At 67.7% G+C, this 16,623-nt stretch carries 10 protein-coding genes and 3 pseudogenes; 10 read left to right on the forward strand and 3 right to left on the reverse strand.

The genetic code is table 11. The features are described 5' to 3' along the window. The 5 genes from AB0I04_RS53360 to AB0I04_RS53380 all read left to right on the forward strand — a co-directional run. Window positions 1-186, forward strand: a 186-nt coding sequence (locus AB0I04_RS53360; RefSeq protein ID WP_360904138.1) for an RICIN domain-containing protein, incomplete at its 5' end; no start/stop codon positions are given. 256 nt (window positions 187-442) lie between these two features. After that, window positions 443-1,843, forward strand: coding sequence for an endo-1,4-beta-xylanase (locus tag AB0I04_RS53365; protein WP_360904141.1), 1,401 nt, complete (start codon window positions 443-445; stop codon window positions 1,841-1,843). A 133-nt stretch (window positions 1,844-1,976) separates the two neighbouring features. After that, window positions 1,977-3,956: an alpha-L-fucosidase gene (locus AB0I04_RS53370; protein ID WP_360904144.1), complete on the forward strand. Its 1,980-nt coding sequence runs from the start codon at window positions 1,977-1,979 to the stop codon at window positions 3,954-3,956. Between the two features lie 71 nt (window positions 3,957-4,027). Beyond that, window positions 4,028-5,545, forward strand: coding sequence for an arabinofuranosidase catalytic domain-containing protein (locus AB0I04_RS53375; protein ID WP_360904147.1), 1,518 nt, complete (start codon window positions 4,028-4,030; stop codon window positions 5,543-5,545). A gap of 217 nt (window positions 5,546-5,762) precedes the next feature. Further along, window positions 5,763-7,031: a PHB depolymerase family esterase gene (locus tag AB0I04_RS53380; protein ID WP_360904150.1), complete on the forward strand. Its 1,269-nt coding sequence runs from the start codon at window positions 5,763-5,765 to the stop codon at window positions 7,029-7,031. A gap of 119 nt (window positions 7,032-7,150) precedes the next feature. Here AB0I04_RS53380 and AB0I04_RS53385 read toward each other — a convergent pair. The 3 pseudogenes from AB0I04_RS53385 to AB0I04_RS53395 all read right to left on the reverse strand — a co-directional run. Beyond that, window positions 7,151-7,609, reverse strand: a pseudogene (locus AB0I04_RS53385) (PHB depolymerase family esterase); the annotation flags it as partial. Between the two features lie 124 nt (window positions 7,610-7,733). Further along, a pseudogene (locus AB0I04_RS53390) lies at window positions 7,734-7,904 on the reverse strand (hypothetical protein); the annotation flags it as partial. 67 nt (window positions 7,905-7,971) lie between these two features. Next, window positions 7,972-8,616, reverse strand: a pseudogene (locus AB0I04_RS53395) (glycoside hydrolase family 27 protein); the annotation flags it as partial. 426 nt (window positions 8,617-9,042) lie between these two features. On the opposite strand from AB0I04_RS53395, the gene AB0I04_RS53400 reads away from it, so the two are divergent. From AB0I04_RS53400 to AB0I04_RS53420, 5 genes are all read left to right on the forward strand, one after another. Next, window positions 9,043-10,155 (forward strand): RICIN domain-containing protein, encoded by a 1,113-nt coding sequence (locus tag AB0I04_RS53400; RefSeq protein WP_360904153.1) that lies wholly within the window; start codon window positions 9,043-9,045, stop codon window positions 10,153-10,155. A 107-nt stretch (window positions 10,156-10,262) separates the two neighbouring features. Next, on the forward strand, window positions 10,263-11,612 hold the full coding sequence (locus tag AB0I04_RS53405; RefSeq protein ID WP_360904156.1) for a ricin-type beta-trefoil lectin domain protein: 1,350 nt from the start codon (window positions 10,263-10,265) through the stop codon (window positions 11,610-11,612). A gap of 38 nt (window positions 11,613-11,650) precedes the next feature. After that, on the forward strand, window positions 11,651-12,958 hold the full coding sequence (locus AB0I04_RS53410) for a glycoside hydrolase family 6 protein (protein ID WP_360904159.1): 1,308 nt from the start codon (window positions 11,651-11,653) through the stop codon (window positions 12,956-12,958). 118 nt (window positions 12,959-13,076) lie between these two features. Next, window positions 13,077-14,534: an endo-1,4-beta-xylanase gene (locus tag AB0I04_RS53415; protein WP_360904162.1), complete on the forward strand. Its 1,458-nt coding sequence runs from the start codon at window positions 13,077-13,079 to the stop codon at window positions 14,532-14,534. Continuing rightward, window positions 14,531-15,991, forward strand: coding sequence for a non-reducing end alpha-L-arabinofuranosidase family hydrolase (locus AB0I04_RS53420; protein ID WP_360904165.1), 1,461 nt, complete (start codon window positions 14,531-14,533; stop codon window positions 15,989-15,991). The genes AB0I04_RS53415 and AB0I04_RS53420 overlap by 4 nt, the downstream gene beginning before the upstream one ends. The last annotated feature ends 632 nt before the right edge of the window (window positions 15,992-16,623 follow it).

Consider the following 16,623-nt stretch of genomic DNA (forward strand, 5'->3'; position numbering starts at 1 on the left):
CGTAATGGTGCGGCGGGTTCGATGTGGAAGCCGGTGGCGCAGTCCGATGGTTCGTGGTCGTTCCAGAATCAGAACAGCGGGTTGTGTCTGGACGTCTACGGCGCCGGCGGTAATCAGGGTCAGCAGCTGGATCAGTGGCCGTGCAAGAACGCGGCCGGTTCCAACCAGGACTTCACTCCCCGCTGAATCGTTTCTCTGGCTCGGAGCCCCGATGTCATGCGCCGGATCGGTAAGGCATGCGTTACCACGTCATTTTCATTTATTTTCATGCGCGCCACAGTTCCATCGGTCGCTTGGCCGCCGCTACCAGCGCCGCGATGATACGCCGGTCCGCGCGAATGCCAGGCACCTTGACTCCGCCGCTCTGGCCCGGATACTCCCGGCTGAATACGTAAACCAATATCTCGCGTCATAGGTCGAGATATCGAACGCCAGGAGAAGTATGAAACCTCTGATCCAACCCCGCCGGGTACGGGCGCTGGTCTCGGTGCTGTCGGCCGCCGCCGCGGTCGCCGGGGCCGCCCTGCTCGTTCCCCGACCGGCGCAGGCGGCCGGCACGCTGGGCGCGCAGGCCGCGGCGTCCGGGCGTTACTTCGGTACCGCGGTGGCCGCCGGCAGGCTCGGCGACTCGACGTATTCCACGATTCTCGACCGGGAATTCAACATGATCACCCCGGAGAACGAGATGAAGTGGGACACCACCGAACCGTCCCGAGGGTCGTTCAACTTCGGCCCCGCCGACCAGATCGTGGGCCACGCCCTGGCGCACGGGCAGCGCATGCGCGGCCACACGCTGGTCTGGCACAACCAGCTGCCCGGATGGGTCAGCGGCATCGGTGACGCCAACACGCTGCGCAGCGTGATGGACAACCACATCACCACCGAGATGACCCACTTCAAGGGCAAGATCTACGCGTGGGACGTGGTGAACGAGGCGTTCGCCGACGGCAGCACCCAGCACCGGGGCTCGGTGTTCCAGAACGTGCTCGGCAACGGCTTCATCGAGGAGGCGTTCCGCACCGCGCGGGCGGCCGACCCGAACGCCAAGCTCTGCTACAACGACTACAACATCGAGAACTGGACCGACGCGAAGACGCAGGGCGTCTACGCCATGGTCAAGGACTTCAAGGCCCGCGGCGTGCCCATCGACTGCGTCGGCTTCCAGAGCCACTTCGGCTCGGGCGGCCCGCCGGCGAGTTTCCAGACCACCCTGTCCAACTTTGCCGCGCTCGGCGTCGACGTCCAGCTCACCGAGCTCGACATCGCGCAGGCGCCGGCGACCGCCTACTCCAACACGGTCAAGGCCTGCGTGAACATCGCCCGCTGCGCCGGCATCACCGTGTGGGGCATCCGCGACAGCGACTCCTGGCGCAGCGGTGAGAACCCGCTGCTGTTCGACGGCGGCGGCAACAAGAAGCCCGCCTACGATGCGGCCCTGTCCGCCCTCGCCGGCGGTGTCCCGTACGGGGGCGACGGTTCGCCCACTCCCACGCCGACACCCACGCCGACGCCGCCCGGCAACGGCGGGTGCTCGGTGAAGTACACGATCAGCTCGCAGTGGGGCGGCGGGTTTGGCGCGAACGTCAGCGTGACCAACCTTGGCGATCCAGTCTCGAGCTGGACGCTGACCTGGTCGTTCGGCGCGGGGCAGCAGGTGACACAGGCGTGGAACGCCGCCGTGACCCAGAACGGGTCGGCCGTGACCGCCAAGAACGTCTCCTACAACGGCTCCCTGGCCACGGGCGGCAGCACGAGCTTCGGCTTCAACGGCTCCTGGAACAACGGCAGTAATCCGGTGCCTTCGAACTTCGTGCTCAACGGCACCGCCTGCACCACCGGCTGATCATCTCGACCGCAGGATCGCCGACGCCGGCCGGACGTGTGTACGACGCGTCCGGCCGGCGCCCGGCCCGACCACCCGTTCCGCCGGCCCCACATCCCTCGAACTACTCCGCCCTGCCGAAAGGTTTCCCGTCATGCCTTCGCACCAGTTCCAGCTGAGCCGCCGGAGCCTCCTCACCACGGCCGGCGTCACCGTCGCCGCCGGCCTGCTGGGCTTCCGTACCGCCGGGGCCACCACCGGCCCGAGCAGTTACACCGCGACCTGGGCGTCGGTGGATCAGCATCCGCCGGCGCCCGAGTGGTACCAGGACGCCAAGTTCGGCATCTACTACCACTGGGGCGTATTCAGCGTCCCCGCCTTCGGCAACGAGTGGTACCCGCGGAACATGTACATCAGCGGCTCGGCCGAGAACAACCACCACAAGAGCGTGTACGGGGATCCGTCGGTGTGGCCGTACCACAACTTCATCGACGGTGCCCGCGACAAGGCCGGCAACTGGGTGCAGTTCGCGCCGAAGCTGAAGTCGGCGGGCGGCAACTGGGACCCGAACGCGTGGGCGCAGCTGTTCGCCGACGCCGGCGCGAAGTTCGCGGGTCCGGTGGCCGAGCATCACGACGGCTACTCGATGTGGAACAGCTCGGCCAACGAGTGGAACTCCGTCGCCACCGGGCCCAGGCTCGACCTGCTGCGCCAGCACGCCGACGCCATCCGGTCCAAGGGCTTGAAGCTGTACGTGTCGCTGCATCACGCCTACCACTTCAACGGCTACTACGACCACGTCCCGGCGCAGTCCACGACCACCCTCAAGAAGCTGTACGCCCAGCTCGGCACCACTGCGGAGAACCAACTCTGGTACGACAAGCTCAAGGAGGTCATCGACGGCTACCAACCCGACATCATCTACCAGGACTTCGACCTGAACCTGGTGCAGGAGCCGATGCGGCTTCAGTTCCTCGCGTACTACTACAACCAGGCCGTCGCCTGGAACAAGGACGTCGTGGCCACCTACAAGGACGGGTTCGACAACAAGGGCGAGGTCTTCGACTTCGAGCGAGGCGGCCCGGCCGGCATCCAGACCCCCTACTGGGAGACCGACGACAGCGTCTCCAGCTCCAGCTGGTGCTACACCGTCGGCATCGGTTACTACTCGACAAAGGCGATGACGCACGCGCTGATCGACCGGGTCAGCAAGAACGGCACCATGGTCCTCAACATCGCGCCGATGGCCGACGGCACCATCCCGTCCGGGCAGCAGGCGATCCTGCAGGGCATGGGGGATTACCTCAAGCGGTTCGGTGAGTCCATCTACGCCACCCGCGCCTGGGCGTCCTTCGGCGAGGGCCCCACCCAGATGGGCGGCGGCTCGTTCACCACACCGCGGGAGGGGACGAACAAGGACATCCGGTTCACTCGCAGCAAGGACAACACGGTGCTGTACGCCACCGTGATGGGCTGGCCGGGAAGCACGCTGACCATCACGACCCTGAACTCCGGCCAGATCAACCTGAGCAGCCTGACCTCGGTCCAGCTTCTCGATCAGGTCGCCGGCTCGTACGTGAACCTGCCGAACCGCAATCAGGACGGCTCCGGCCTGAACATCTCGATGCCCTCGTCCAGCGCCCCGTTCAGCGCCCTGGCGTACGTGGTCAAGCTGACCTTCTCCGGCCAGATCCCGGCCCTCGGCTCGGGCACCACCCCGACCGGTTGGGTGAAGATCGCCAACGTGACCAGCGGGCTGGTCCTCGACAGCGGCGGCAACGTCGCGTCCGGGTCGGTGCTCAAACAGTGGGGCTGGGACGGGTCCACCAACCTGCAGTGGCAACTGGTGGACCTGGGCAGCGGCTACTACCGCATCGTCAACCGCACCAACGGCATGGTGGCCGACAGCGGGGGCAACACCGCCAACGGCGCGAGCTGCCTGCAGGCCGCCTGGAACGGCGGCAACAACCAGCAGTGGCGGCTCAACGGCGTCGGCAACGGCCGCTACCAGGTCATCAACCGCGGCACCGGCACGGCGCTCGACGGCGCGGGCAGCACCGGCAACGGCGCGACGACCGTGCTGTGGGCGCCGAACTCCAGCACCAACAACGAATGGACCATCACCGGGGTCTGAGCATCGCCCGGCCGCGCGGCCCTCGACCACTGCCCGCTCCACCCGTATCCGCGATGACGGAGGTCCTGTCCATGTCCTCAATCCCCATCCGTCGGCGACCGCCGCGGCCGGTCGCAGCCTCCCTGACGGCCGCGGCGGCGACCGTGCTCGCCCTCGGCACGCCGACGGCCACCGGCACCGCGTCCGCGGCATCGCTGCCGTGTGACATCTATGCGTCCGGCGGTACGCCGTGTGTGGCGGCGCACAGCACGACCCGCGCGCTGTACGCCTCCTACAACGGCTCGCTGTACCAGGTGCGCCGCTCGTCGGACAACACCACCCGCGACATCGGTGTGCTGTCCGCGGGCGGTGTCGCCGACGCCGCCGCCCAGGACTCCTTCTGCGCCGGTACGAGCTGCGTCATCACGATCATCTATGACCAGTCCGGGCGGGGGAACAACCTGACCCAGGCACCCGGTGGCGGAGCGGCCGGCGGCCCGGACAACCTGGCCAACGCGACCGCGGCACCCACCACCGTGGGCGGTCACAAGGCCTACGGCGTGTACGTCGCCGCGGGCACCGGCTACCGCAACGACCGCACGAACGGCATCGCGACCGGCGACCAGGCCGAGGGCGAGTACGCGATCTTCGATGGCACGCACTACAACGGCGGGTGCTGCTTCGACTACGGGAACGCCGAGACGAGCAACAACGACACCGGCAACGGCCACATGGAGGCCATCTACTTCGGCAACATCAAGGTCTGGGGCTATGGCACGGGCAACGGGCCCTGGATCATGGCCGATCTGGAGAACGGCCTGTTCTCCGGCGTGAACCAGCATTACAACGCCAATGACCCGACGATCAACTACCGGTACACCACGGCCGTCGTCAAGGGCGAGCCGAACCACTGGGCCATCCGAGGCGGCAACGCACAGTCCGGGAGCCTGTCCACCTTCTACAACGGCGCCCGCCCCAACGTCGCCGGATACAACCCGATGCACAAGGAAGGCGCCATCATCCTGGGCATCGGCGGCGACAACAGCAAGGGTTCGGCCGGGACCTTCTATGAAGGCGTCATGACCTCCGGCTACCCGACCGACGCCACCGAGGACGCGGTACAGGCCAGTATCACCGCTGCCGGATACGGGTCCGGTGGCGGCGGTGGTGGCGGGAGCTTCCCGAGCGGCTATCACCAACTCATAGCCGGTAACGATGGGCTGTGTCTGGACGTGTACGGGAACACGAGCTCCGCGGGTGCGGCGATCGATCAGTGGTCTTGCAACGGGCAGTCGAATCAGCAGTTCCAGTTCGTGCCGGGGTCGAATGGCTTTGGGGAGTTGCAGGCGCAGAACTCCGGGCAGGTGATCGCGGTGGCGAACGGTTCGACGGCGCAGGGGAGTCCGGACATCGTGCAGCAGGCGCGTAACGGTGCGGCGAGTTCGATGTGGAAGCCGGTGGCGCAGTCCGATGGTTCGTGGTCGCTCCAGAACCAGAACAGCGGGTTGTGCCTGGACGTCTACGGCGCCGGCAGCAACCAGGGCCAGCAACTCGACCAGTGGCCGTGCAAGAACGCGGCCGGTTCCAACCAGGACTTCACCCCCAACTGACCACCCGGCCTGACCACGGATCCCCCCGTTCGCCGGCGGGCGGACGCCGACGCCAGGTCGCGCCCGCCCGCCGGACCAGGTCGGCGCCGACGGCGCGTCGCGCCCGCCCCTACCACGCGGCGGCCCGGACGGCCGCCGCCGAACGGTCCGCCCTGCCCAGAGAATCCCTGCGACATGATCACGGGCCCGCACAGGCCCGCGAAGAAGGAGAGGAGCGGTGAGAAGGTTCATCAAGACGCTCGCCGGCATCGCCGTCGCGGCCGTGGCCACGACGCTGGCCATGACCACGGCGCTCGTGCCGCGAGCGTCGGCGGCGTCCCTGACACAGGTGTCGAACTTCGGCGCCAACCCCGGCAACATGCAGATGTACGTCTACGTCCCCGGCAGCGCGGCGGCCCACCCGGCCATCCTGGTGGCGATGCACGGCTGCAACGGCTGGGCCCCCGGTTTCTACCAGGGCACCGAGTTCGCCTCGCTGGCCGACAGGTACGGCTTCATCGTCATCTACCCGCAGGCGTCGCACAGCATCAACGGCATGTCGAGCTGCTTCGACGTGTGGTCGGACGCGGCCCTGCACCATGGCGGCGGCAGCGACCCGGTGTCGATCGTCAACATGGTGACCTACGCGGAGCAGCACTACGGCGGCGACCCGCAGCGCGTGTTCGCCACCGGCTTCTCCTCGGGCGCCATGGAGACCAACAACCTGCTCGCGGTGAACCCGGACGTGTTCAAGGCCGGCGCGCCGTTCTCCGGCATCCCCTACGGATGCATGGCCGGCGGCGGCCTGTGCGGCGACAAGACGCCACAGCAGTGGGGCGACATGGTCCGCAACGCCTACCCGGGCTACACCGGACCCCGGCCGCGCGTACAGGCGTGGCACGGCACGTCCGACTCCGTGCTGCCCTACTCGATGCTGCAGGAGGAGGTCGACGAGTGGACGAATGTCGTCGGGCTCAGCCAGACGCCCACGTCCACCGACACCCCGCAGTCCGGGTGGACCCGGCGGCGGTTCGCCGATTCGTCCGGCAACGTGGACGTCGAGGCGTACACGATCGCCGGAGCGGGCCACGATCTGCCGCATCCGGGAATGGCGGCCTATGCGATCCACTTCTTCGGCCTGGACGGCAGCGGCGGTGGTAGCGGTGGTGGCGGGGGGACCGGCGGTTCGTCCGCCTGCCGCGTGACCGCGACGGTCAGCTCCTGGTCCGGCGGCATGACCGAGAACATCACCATTGCCGATACGGGCACCAGCGCGATCAACGGCTGGTCCCTGGCGTTCACGCTGCCGACGGGACAGACCATCACCTCCGGGTGGAACGCCACCTACAGCGGAAACAGCGGCCAGATCACGGCCAAGAACCTGAGCTACAACGCGACCCTGGCACCCGGCGCCTCGACCAGCGTCGGGTTCCAGGCGGACCAGTCCGGCAACGCGGCTGCGCCGAGCGCGTTCACCCTCAATGGAACCGCCTGCACCGTCGACTGAACACCGTTGGGGTGTGTGTAGGCGAGGTGGTCGGCGCCGGCGAGTTGGATGAAGTCGCTCTGGGTCGGGGCCGGCATGGTGGCGTACAGGCCGTCGAGATAGGACGGCGTGACCACGGTGTCGTTCTGCCCGCCCATCACCATGGTCGGCACTCGGTCGGTGAACAGGTTCAGGTTCCCGACGGGCGAACCAGGTGCGAGCCCGACCGCGGCCTTCAGCGAGGGCCGCTGGAGCGCTGCGAGGAGGGCGCCGGCCCCACCCGCGGAGTGGCCGATCACCGACAACCGGGCGGCGTCGACCCGATCGTGCACGGTGCTCTTCTGGATGAGGTAGTCCAGGGCGGCCAGCAGTTCGGTTCCCCGGGCATCGGCGCTGTCGGTGCGGCTGTTGGTCTCGACGCCGATGACGACGAATCCGAAAGAGGCCAGCCACGGTCCCATCCAGGCCTCTTCGTTGGCGAACAGGGCGGTGTAGCCGGGGACGATCGCGACCGCGCCCCAGGTTCCCTGGCTGGTGTCGGTCGGGTAGTAGATCGTCCCGCCGTTGAAGCCGTTGCCGGGTGGCACGCTGACCTGCATGGTGGCGAAGGTTCCCCGGCTGGTTGCCACGCTGGCCAGGGTGGGGTCCGGACCCCGCTGGTACGGATTTGCCGGCGGCGGATGCGGGCCAGGTGGCGACCGTCAACGCGATCACCGCGGCGAGGGCTGCGACTGCGGCGCTGAACTCCGCCTGGTCCTCGGTCGCGGTCATGCCGTTGCCGATCTCGAGCATGTCCGGGTCGTTCCACGCGCCCGGCCCGGCGTGCGAGGCCAGCCCGACGTTGATGTGGAAGTTGTTCAGCATGCTGGCGAAGTTCGGCTGGACGTCGACGGTGGTGCGCCACCGGGCCCGCCCAGTTCCAGGGCTGCACGCTGGAGTCCCAGCCGTTGCACATGCTGAAGACGATTGAGCGGCCGGTCGCCGACAGCGCGTCGCGCATCCGCGTGTAGAGGGTCTGGGTGACCTGCTGGTGCGACCGCCCCGAGAAGTCGCCGAACGGGATGTTGCACCAGTCTTCTTTGAGGTAGTCGACTCCCCAAGAGGCGAAGAGCCTCGCGTCCTGCTGCTCGTGTCCGTAGCTGTCGGGGTATCCGGCGCAGGTCGCGGTGCCGGCGTCCTCGTAGATGCCGAGCTTCAGGCCGAGCGAGTGCACGTAGTTCGCGACGGCGGCGATGCCGTCGGGGAACTTCGAGGAGCTCGCGACCAGGTTGCCGCTTCCGTTGCGGCTGGAGGCCATCCAGCAGTCGTCGATGTTGACGTACTGGTAGCCGGCGGCCTGCATGCCGTTGTTGTGCATCGCCTGCGCGGTCTGCTCGACGAGCTGCTCGCTGACGTTGCAGCCATAGGCGTTCCAGTCGTTCCAGCCCATCGGCGGCGTCAGCGCCAGCCCGTTGCCGAGCGCCGACGCCGGCGGCGCGGACCCCAGCGCGATCACCGGCGCGACCAGGAGGACCAGCACGGTGGCCAGGCGTCGCTTGTGGCAGGAGGCCGTGGCGACGCAGGTCAGGAGGGATGGTAGCCGGAGGGGGAGTCTCCTGGCTTTCATGTGCTTTCATCGGTGCGAGGTCGAAGCCGCCGCGCTGCTGACCATCCGCGCGACGCCGAGCGGGGGGCCGCGGCGGGAGGCTGTGCGGCCCCGATGAAAACCGCGGTGAAAGAACGCCGACGTCCGGGGGCGGTCGCTGGACGCGGTTCGGCCCACTCACCAGGGCGAATCTACGGTGCGCGACTTTTCGTCTCCTTCTGTAGGGAAGTGTCGGGGAAGCGGCATTGACCTGGTTTCACCCCCAGTCGTAGCCTCCGGTCAAATCGATTCCGCGAATCGATTCGACACACTCAGCGACACCGCCGAAGAGATGCGGCGACCGGGAACGCGGCCGTCCCATCTCCCACAGTGCGGGAGCGCTGAAGCGCGAAGGGATGAGCCGATGGTGGGCACTGTGTCGCCGAATGTACTGCTGAGGGGTGAGTGATGCGCAGAGCCTTCCTGCTGTGGGCCTGCGTCCTCGCCGCGCTGGTCCTGGCGGTCGGCGCCCAGGCCGGCGTCGGGACCGCCTACGCCGAGTCGAACGGCGGCGTGCGGGTCATGCCGCTCGGCGACTCGATCACCGATGGCGCGACGGTGCCCGGCGGGTACCGGATCGGTCTGTGGCAGCGGTTCGTCAACGCCGGCTATCGGGTCGACTTCGTCGGCTCGCTGTCCAACGGGCCGGCGAGCCTGGGCGACCACGACCACGAGGGACACTCGGGCTGGCGCATCGACCAGATCGACGCGAACATCGCCGGCTGGCTGCACACCTACACGCCGCACACCGTCCTGCTGCACATCGGCACCAACGACGTCCTCCAGAACTACGACCTGGCGAACGCACCCGTCCGGCTGTCGGCACTGATCGACCACATCACCGCCACCGTGCCCACCGCCGAGGTCTTCGTCGCCACGATCATCCCGCTCGGGGGCGACTCCAGGGAGGCGAATGTCCGTACGTTCAACGCCGCGATCCCCGGCATCGTCCAGAGCAAAGCCGGCGCGGGCAAGCACGTGCACTTGGTGGACATGCATGCCGCGCTGACCGCCGCCGACCTGGTCGACGGCGTCCACCCCAACGCCACCGGATACGACAAGATGGCCGCCACCTGGTTCACCGCGCTGAAGTCGGTCCCAGGGAGCATCGGCGACGCGAGGGGTGGGGGCACCATCTCCGGACCGATTCGCGCCGTCGGGGCGGGCAGGTGCCTGGACGTGCCCAACGCGTCGCAGACCAACGGGACGCAGGCGCAGATCTGGGACTGCAACGGCGGCTCCGGCCAGACCTGGACCTCCTCGGGCGGCAGCCTCACCGTCTACAACGGCGCCAAATGCCTGGACGCCTATGCCAACCAGACCACGGCCGGCACCAAGGTCGAGATCTGGGACTGCAACGGCGGAGCCAACCAGCAATGGCAGATCAACACCGACGGAACCATCACCGGCACCCAGTCCGGCCTGTGCCTCGACGTGACCGGCGCCTCCACCGCCAACGGCACACCGGTCGAGCTATGGCCCTGCAACGGCGCCAGCAACCAGAAATGGAGCCAGACCTAGGCGCACCGCCAGGGACGCCGGTCGACCTGCTGGTACGCGGTTCGCCGTCGATCGCCGACCGGTCGGCATCGGCGGTCGGCGTCCCCCGGATGAAGAAGGAAGACCAGATGAGACCCAAGTTCCTCCTCATACCCGTCGTGGTCGCGGCATTCGTCGTCCTGGCGATGGGCGGAGCGGCGCTGGGCAGCGGCCTCGGCAGAACGCCGTCGTCCACGGCTGTCCGCCCCGCGGCGGCGACCGCCGGATGCGGCAAGGCCCCGACGCTGGCCAGCGGTACGCATTCGATTCAGAGCAGCGGTCAGAACCGCAGCTACATCCTGCGGGTGCCCGCCGGCTACGACAACAACCACCCCTACCGGTTGATCTTCGGGTTCCACTGGGTGGGCGGCACCGCGAACGATGTCGACTCGGGCGGTACCGATGGATACAACTGGTCCTACTACGGACTCAGGCGGCTGGCGGACAACGCGAACAACAGCACGATCTTCGTCGCGCCCCAGGGCATCAACAACGGCTGGGGCAACTCCGGCGGTCAGGACGTGACCTTCGTCGACGACATGCTCCGGCAGATCGAGGGCGGCCTGTGCGTCGACACGGCGCAGATCTTCTCTAGCGGTTTCAGCTACGGCGGCGCGATGACGTACGCGCTCGCCTGTGCCCGGCCGACCGTCTTCCGCGCGGTCGCGGTCTACTCCGGCGCGAATCTCAGCGGGTGCAGCGGCGGGACGCAGCCCGTCGCCTACATCGGGCTGCACGGCATCAGGGACAACGTACTGAACATCTCTTCCGGGCGGGCGCTGCGTGACACGTTCGTCCGGAACAACGGCTGCACCCCGCAGAACCCGCCCGAGCCGGCGTACGGCAGCCTGACGCACATCGTCACCACCTACTCCGGGTGCCGGACGGGGTATCCGGTCGTCTGGGCCGCGTTCGACGGAGCAGGTCACGACCCCGGGCCGATCGACGGGTGCACCTGCGACGGCTGGCGGACCTGGACCTCCGGAGTGGTCTGGGGCTTCTTCACTCAGTTCCAGGGTGGCCAACCGCCGACCCCTACCCCCACCCCGACACCGACTTCGGCGCTGGTCAACGTCGGTGCCGGCCGGTGCCTGGATGTACCGAACCTCTCCCAGACCAACGGCACCCAGGTGGAGTTGTGGGACTGCAACGGCGGCAGCAACCAGAAGTGGACGCTCACCTCCTCCAAGCAACTGCAGGTGTACGGCGGTAAGTGCCTGGGCGCCGATGGCGCCGGTACGTCGCCTGGCACCAGGGCGGTCATCTGGGACTGCAACGGCCAACCCGACCAGCAGTGGAACGTGAACGCCGACGGCACCGTCACCAGCGGGCAGTCCGGCTTGTGCCTCGACGCCAACGGCGCCGGGACCGCCAACGGCACACAGATCATCCTGTGGACCTGCAACGGCGGGAGCAACCAGAAATGGACCCAGAACTGATCCCATGACCCAAGTCACGCCCATACGGAAGGACGATCATGCGCGATCACCCTCGGCGTGGCAGCCGCTGGAGAGCGGCCGTCGCCACGACGGCCGTCGCCTGCGCGGCCGTCACCGCCGGCCTGATCACCACCGGTAGTGCCCGGGCCGGCACGCTGTCCGGCACCCTCTATCGCGACCCGAGCTCGCAGGTCGTCCGATGGGTCGAGGCGAACCCGAACGACGCGCGGACCCCTGTCATCCGGGACAAGGTCGCCAGCCAGCCTCAGGCGCGCTGGCTGGCGGCGTTCAACCCCGGCACGGTGGCGTCGGAGGTCTCCGGCGTGGTCAACGCCGCGAACGCCGCGAACCAGATCCCCGTGCTCTCGGTGTACGAGATCCCCAACCGCGACTGCGGCGGCGCGAGCGCCGGCGGCGCCCCCGACTACACCCAGTACCAGCAGTGGATCGCGAACTTCGCCCAGGGCGTGGGCAGCCGGACGGTCATCGTCATCCTGGAGACCGACGCGCTCGCCCTGCAAACGTGTCTGAGCGGTTCCGAGGTCGCAGCCCGTGACCAGGCGATCGCGCGGGCGGTGCAGACGATCAAAAACGCCGACCCGAACGCCAAGATGTACCTCGACGGCGGCCACTCGGCCTGGAACTCCGCCACCGAGCAGGGAAGCCGCCTCAAGGCCGCCGGCATCCAGTACGCCGATGGCTTCTTCACCAACGTGTCCAACTACCAGCCACTGTCGAACGAGGTGGCGTACGGCCGGTCGATCATCTCCTACCTACAGTCACAAGGCATCTCCGGCAAACACCAGATCATCGACACCAGCCGCAACGGCGGTGCCGTCGGCGCCCAAGGCGACTGGTGCGGCGATGACAACACCGACCACCGCATCGGCGCCTACCCGACCCTCGCCACCGGCGACCAGAACGTCGACGGCTACCTGTGGGTGAAACCGCCGGGCGAAGCCGACGGCTGCGTCTACACGGCCGGTAACTTCGTCCCCGACCTCGCCTACAACCTCGCGAGCACGGCCCCCAATCCGCCGTCGTCGGGTGGCAGCGGCTGCACCTCGACCTACCAGACGGTGAGCTCCTGGCAGGGCGGATTCCAGGGACAGATCACCGTCACCGCCGGAGCCTCGGCGATCCACGGCTGGAAGCTCACCATGTCGCTGCCCAGCGGCGTCTCGATCGGCCAGCTCTGGAACGGCACACTGATCACCAGCGGATCCACCGCCACCATCACCAACACGTCGTGGAACGGCACGCTCGCGCCGGGTGCCGCCGCCCAGGTCGGTTTCACCGCCACCGGCGCCGCCTCCCCCCTCACCCCCACCTGCACGGCATCCTGACCGGTACCCGGCCCGAGGATTTCATTTACCACCGGGGGCTTGACGGCCGGCTGACGACATGAGGGGGGTCGTGCCGGCAGTCACCGGTGGCCGATCGGCGATTTATGGAGGCTAAGGAGTGAGCACCAAAGAAACACCCTCGCCCGGAACCCGGCGATCCGTCAGCCGCTTCCGCCGGGCCCTGGTCGCCCTCGCCCTCGGCGTCGTCGGGACGACGACCGTTGCGCTGGCGGTGGCGGTTCCTTCGAATGCCGCGGCGAGTACGCTCGGCGCGGCGGCCGCGCAGAGCGGGCGGTACTTCGGCACCGCCATCGCCGCAGGCAGGCTCGGCGACTCGGCGTACACCACGATCGCGGGCCGTGAGTTCACCATGGTGACGCCCGAGAACGAGATGAAGATCGACGCCACCGAGCCCCAGCAGGGCCGGTTCAACTTCACCGCCGGCGACCAGGTCTACAGCTGGGCGGCGCAGCACGGGATGCGGGTCCGCGGCCACACCCTGGCCTGGCATTCCCAGCAGCCGGGCTGGATGCAGAGCCTGAGCGGGAGCTCGCTGCGCCAGGCGATGATCAACCACATCAATGGCGTGATGGCCCACTACAAGGGCAAACTCGCCTACTGGGACGTGGTGAACGAGGCCTTCGCCGACGGCGGCTCCGGAGGTCGGCGCGATTCCAACCTGCAGCGGACCGGCAACGACTGGATCGAGGTGGCCTTCCGTACCGCACGGGCGGCCGACCCGAACGTCAAGCTCTGCTACAACGACTACAACATCGAGGACTGGAACGCCGCCAAGACCCAGGGTGTCTACAACATGGTCAAGGACTTCAAGTCCCGCGGCGTCCCGATCGACTGCGTCGGCTTCCAGTCTCACTTCAACAGCGGCAGCCCCTACAACAGCAACTTCCGCAGCACTCTGCAGAACTTCGCCGCCCTGGGCGTCGACGTGGCCATCACCGAGCTGGACATCCAGGGCGCCTCGGCCACGACCTACGCCAACGTGACCAACGACTGCCTGGCCGTCTCGCGCTGCGTCGGCATGACGGTCTGGGGCGTACGGGACAGCGACTCCTGGCGGTCCGGCGACACCCCGCTCCTCTTCGACGGCAACGGCAACAAGAAACCCGCCTACACCTCTGTTCTCAACGCCCTCAGCGCCGGGTCATCCTCTACTCCGACTCCCACGCCGCCCGACGGCACCGGACAGATCAAGGGCGTTGCCTCCGGCCGCTGTCTGGACGTGCCCAACGCCAGCACGGTCGATGGCGTCCAGGTGCAGCTGTGGGACTGCAATAGCAACAGCAACCAGCAGTGGACCTACACCTCCGCCAACGAGTTCAAGGTCTACGGCGACAAGTGCCTGGACGCCGCCGGCACCGGCAACGGCGTCAAGGTACAGATCTACTCCTGCCACGGCGGCGACAACCAGAAATGGCGCGTCAACTCCGACGGAACCATCGTCGGCGTCCAATCCGGACTGTGCCTGGACGCCTCTGGCCAGGGCACCGGCAACGGCACCCAGATCCAGCTGTACTCCTGCTGGGGTGGCAGCAACCAGAAGTGGTCCCGCAGTTGATCCGGGAGGAGGTTCCCATGTACAGAGCACGTATCAGTAAGGGGCGCCGCGCGCTGACGGCGGCGCTGGTCATGGTGGCCGCAGGCGCGGTCGCCCTCGCGGTCACGCTGGTGGCCAACCCGGCTCGGGCCGACGTCACCGGTGCCCTGCGCGGCGTCGGTGCCGGCCGGTGTCTGGATGTGCCGGGCCAGAGCCAGACCGACGGTACCTTCCTGCAGATCTATGACTGCTGGGGCGGCGCGAACCAGCAGTGGACCTCGACCTCCAGCGGCCAGCTGACCGTGTACGGCAGCAGGTGCCTGGATGTGCCGAACCACGCGACCGCTGCCGGTACCCGGGTGGAGATCTGGACCTGCAATGGTGGTGCCAACCAGCAGTGGCGCGTGAACTCCGACGGCACGGTGGTCGGCGTGGAGTCCGGGCTGTGCCTGGACGTCACGGGCACTGGTACGGCCAACGGCACTGCGGTGGATATCTGGACGTGCAACGGCGGTTCCAACCAGAAGTGGACTGGCCTGTCGGGCACGACACCGACACCGACCCCGACCGACACGTGCTCTCTTCCGTCGACGTACCACTGGACGTCGACGGGTCAGTTGGCGACGCCGCAGCACGGGTGGGTCTCGCTCAAGGACTTCACCAACGTCGTCTACAACGGCAAGCACCTGGTCTACGCGTCGAACGTGTCGGGATCGTCGTACGGTTCGATGGCATTCAGTCCCTTCACGAACTGGTCTGACATGGCTTCGGCCGGCCAGACCGGGATGAGTCAGGCCACGGTGGCGCCCACGCTGTTCTACTTCGCGCCCAAGAACATCTGGGTGCTGGCGTATCAGTGGGGTGCGTGGCCCTTCATCTACCGGACGTCGAGCGACCCCACCAACCCCAACGGCTGGTCCTCGCCGCAGGCGCTGTTCACCGGCAGCATCTCGGGCTCCGGTACCGGCCCGATCGACCAGACGCTGATCGGTGACGGTTCGAACATGTACCTGTTCTTCGCCGGTGACAATGGCAAGATCTATCGGGCGAGCATGCCGATCGGGGACTTCCCGAGTAGCTTCGGCTCGTCGTACACGACGGTGATGAGCGACTCGACGGCCAACCTGTTCGAGGCGGTCCAGGTCTACAAGGTTCAGGGTCAGAACCAGTACCTGATGATCGTTGAGGCGATGGGTGCGAATGGGCGGTACTTCCGCTCGTTCACGGCCTCCAGCCTGAGCGGTTCGTGGACTCCGCAGGCCAGCAGCGAAAGCAACCCGTTCGCGGGCAAGGCCAACAGCGGGGCCACCTGGACCAATGACATCAGCCATGGTGACCTGGTCCGCAGCAACCCTGACCAGACCATGACCATCGATCCCTGCAACCTGCAGTTCCTCTACCAGGGCAAGTCCCCCAGCGCCAGCGGCCCCTACGACCAATTGCCGTGGCGTCCGGGTCTGCTGACGCTGCAGCGCTAGCCTGCGTGATCCACGGTGATCGCGAGCTGGTGGCTGCCGGCGTGTAGGTGAGCCGGGTGCCCCTCCCGCAAAGGAACCGACGGTGTCGAGTCGACCAGGTTCCCGCACGGGAGGGGCACCTTTGCAGAGCCGTGCTGGGCATCGCCACCGGTCACTGCCGATCGTCTACGGTGGGGGATGTCGAGAAGCGTCCGCCGCGGGAGCTGGTCGATGGCCCGGCTGCTGGATGAGCTACTGGCACGCGCGTCTGACGCGGCGGATCCACGGTCGCTTGATCATGAAGAACTCCTCCACAGGGTGGAGTGTGATGTGAGCGTCGACGAACCCCCGGTGCCCGGCTGTGCGGACGGCGCGGGTTGCGTTGACGCCTCCGGGTCCGGTGCGGATTCGGCCGGCTTCGGCACCGGACTCGGGGCGGGCTGCTCGTCAGCTCCAGGGGGCGGCGGCGAGCCAGGCGGTGTCCGGCCGTCGGCACCCCACAGGTCGTGCGGCAGCAGCGCGAACGTGCCCCCGAGGGGGACTGCACGGTTTGTTAGCTCTCGATGTCCCCTGCAGGGACGTCCTTCAGGACTGAAAATCGGGGGTGGCTGCTCGCCGACGTCGCTTTTGCTTGGTGCCTGAGCCCGTTTGTT

This window comes from Actinoallomurus sp. NPDC050550, from assembly GCF_040655075.1.
Classification (GTDB): domain Bacteria; phylum Actinomycetota; class Actinomycetes; order Streptosporangiales; family Streptosporangiaceae; genus Actinoallomurus.

Coding starts and splice junctions, on each gene's coding strand:
- AB0I04_RS53370 (WP_360904144.1), top strand. CDS start 1,977: ATGCCTTCGCACCAGTTCCAGCTGAGCCGCCGGAGCCTCCTCACCACG.
- AB0I04_RS53365 (WP_360904141.1), top strand. CDS start 443: ATGAAACCTCTGATCCAACCCCGCCGGGTACGGGCGCTGGTCTCGGTG.
- AB0I04_RS53405 (WP_360904156.1), top strand. CDS start 10,263: ATGAGACCCAAGTTCCTCCTCATACCCGTCGTGGTCGCGGCATTCGTC.
- AB0I04_RS53410 (WP_360904159.1), top strand. CDS start 11,651: ATGCGCGATCACCCTCGGCGTGGCAGCCGCTGGAGAGCGGCCGTCGCC.
- AB0I04_RS53400 (WP_360904153.1), top strand. CDS start 9,043: ATGCGCAGAGCCTTCCTGCTGTGGGCCTGCGTCCTCGCCGCGCTGGTC.
- AB0I04_RS53375 (WP_360904147.1), top strand. CDS start 4,028: ATGTCCTCAATCCCCATCCGTCGGCGACCGCCGCGGCCGGTCGCAGCC.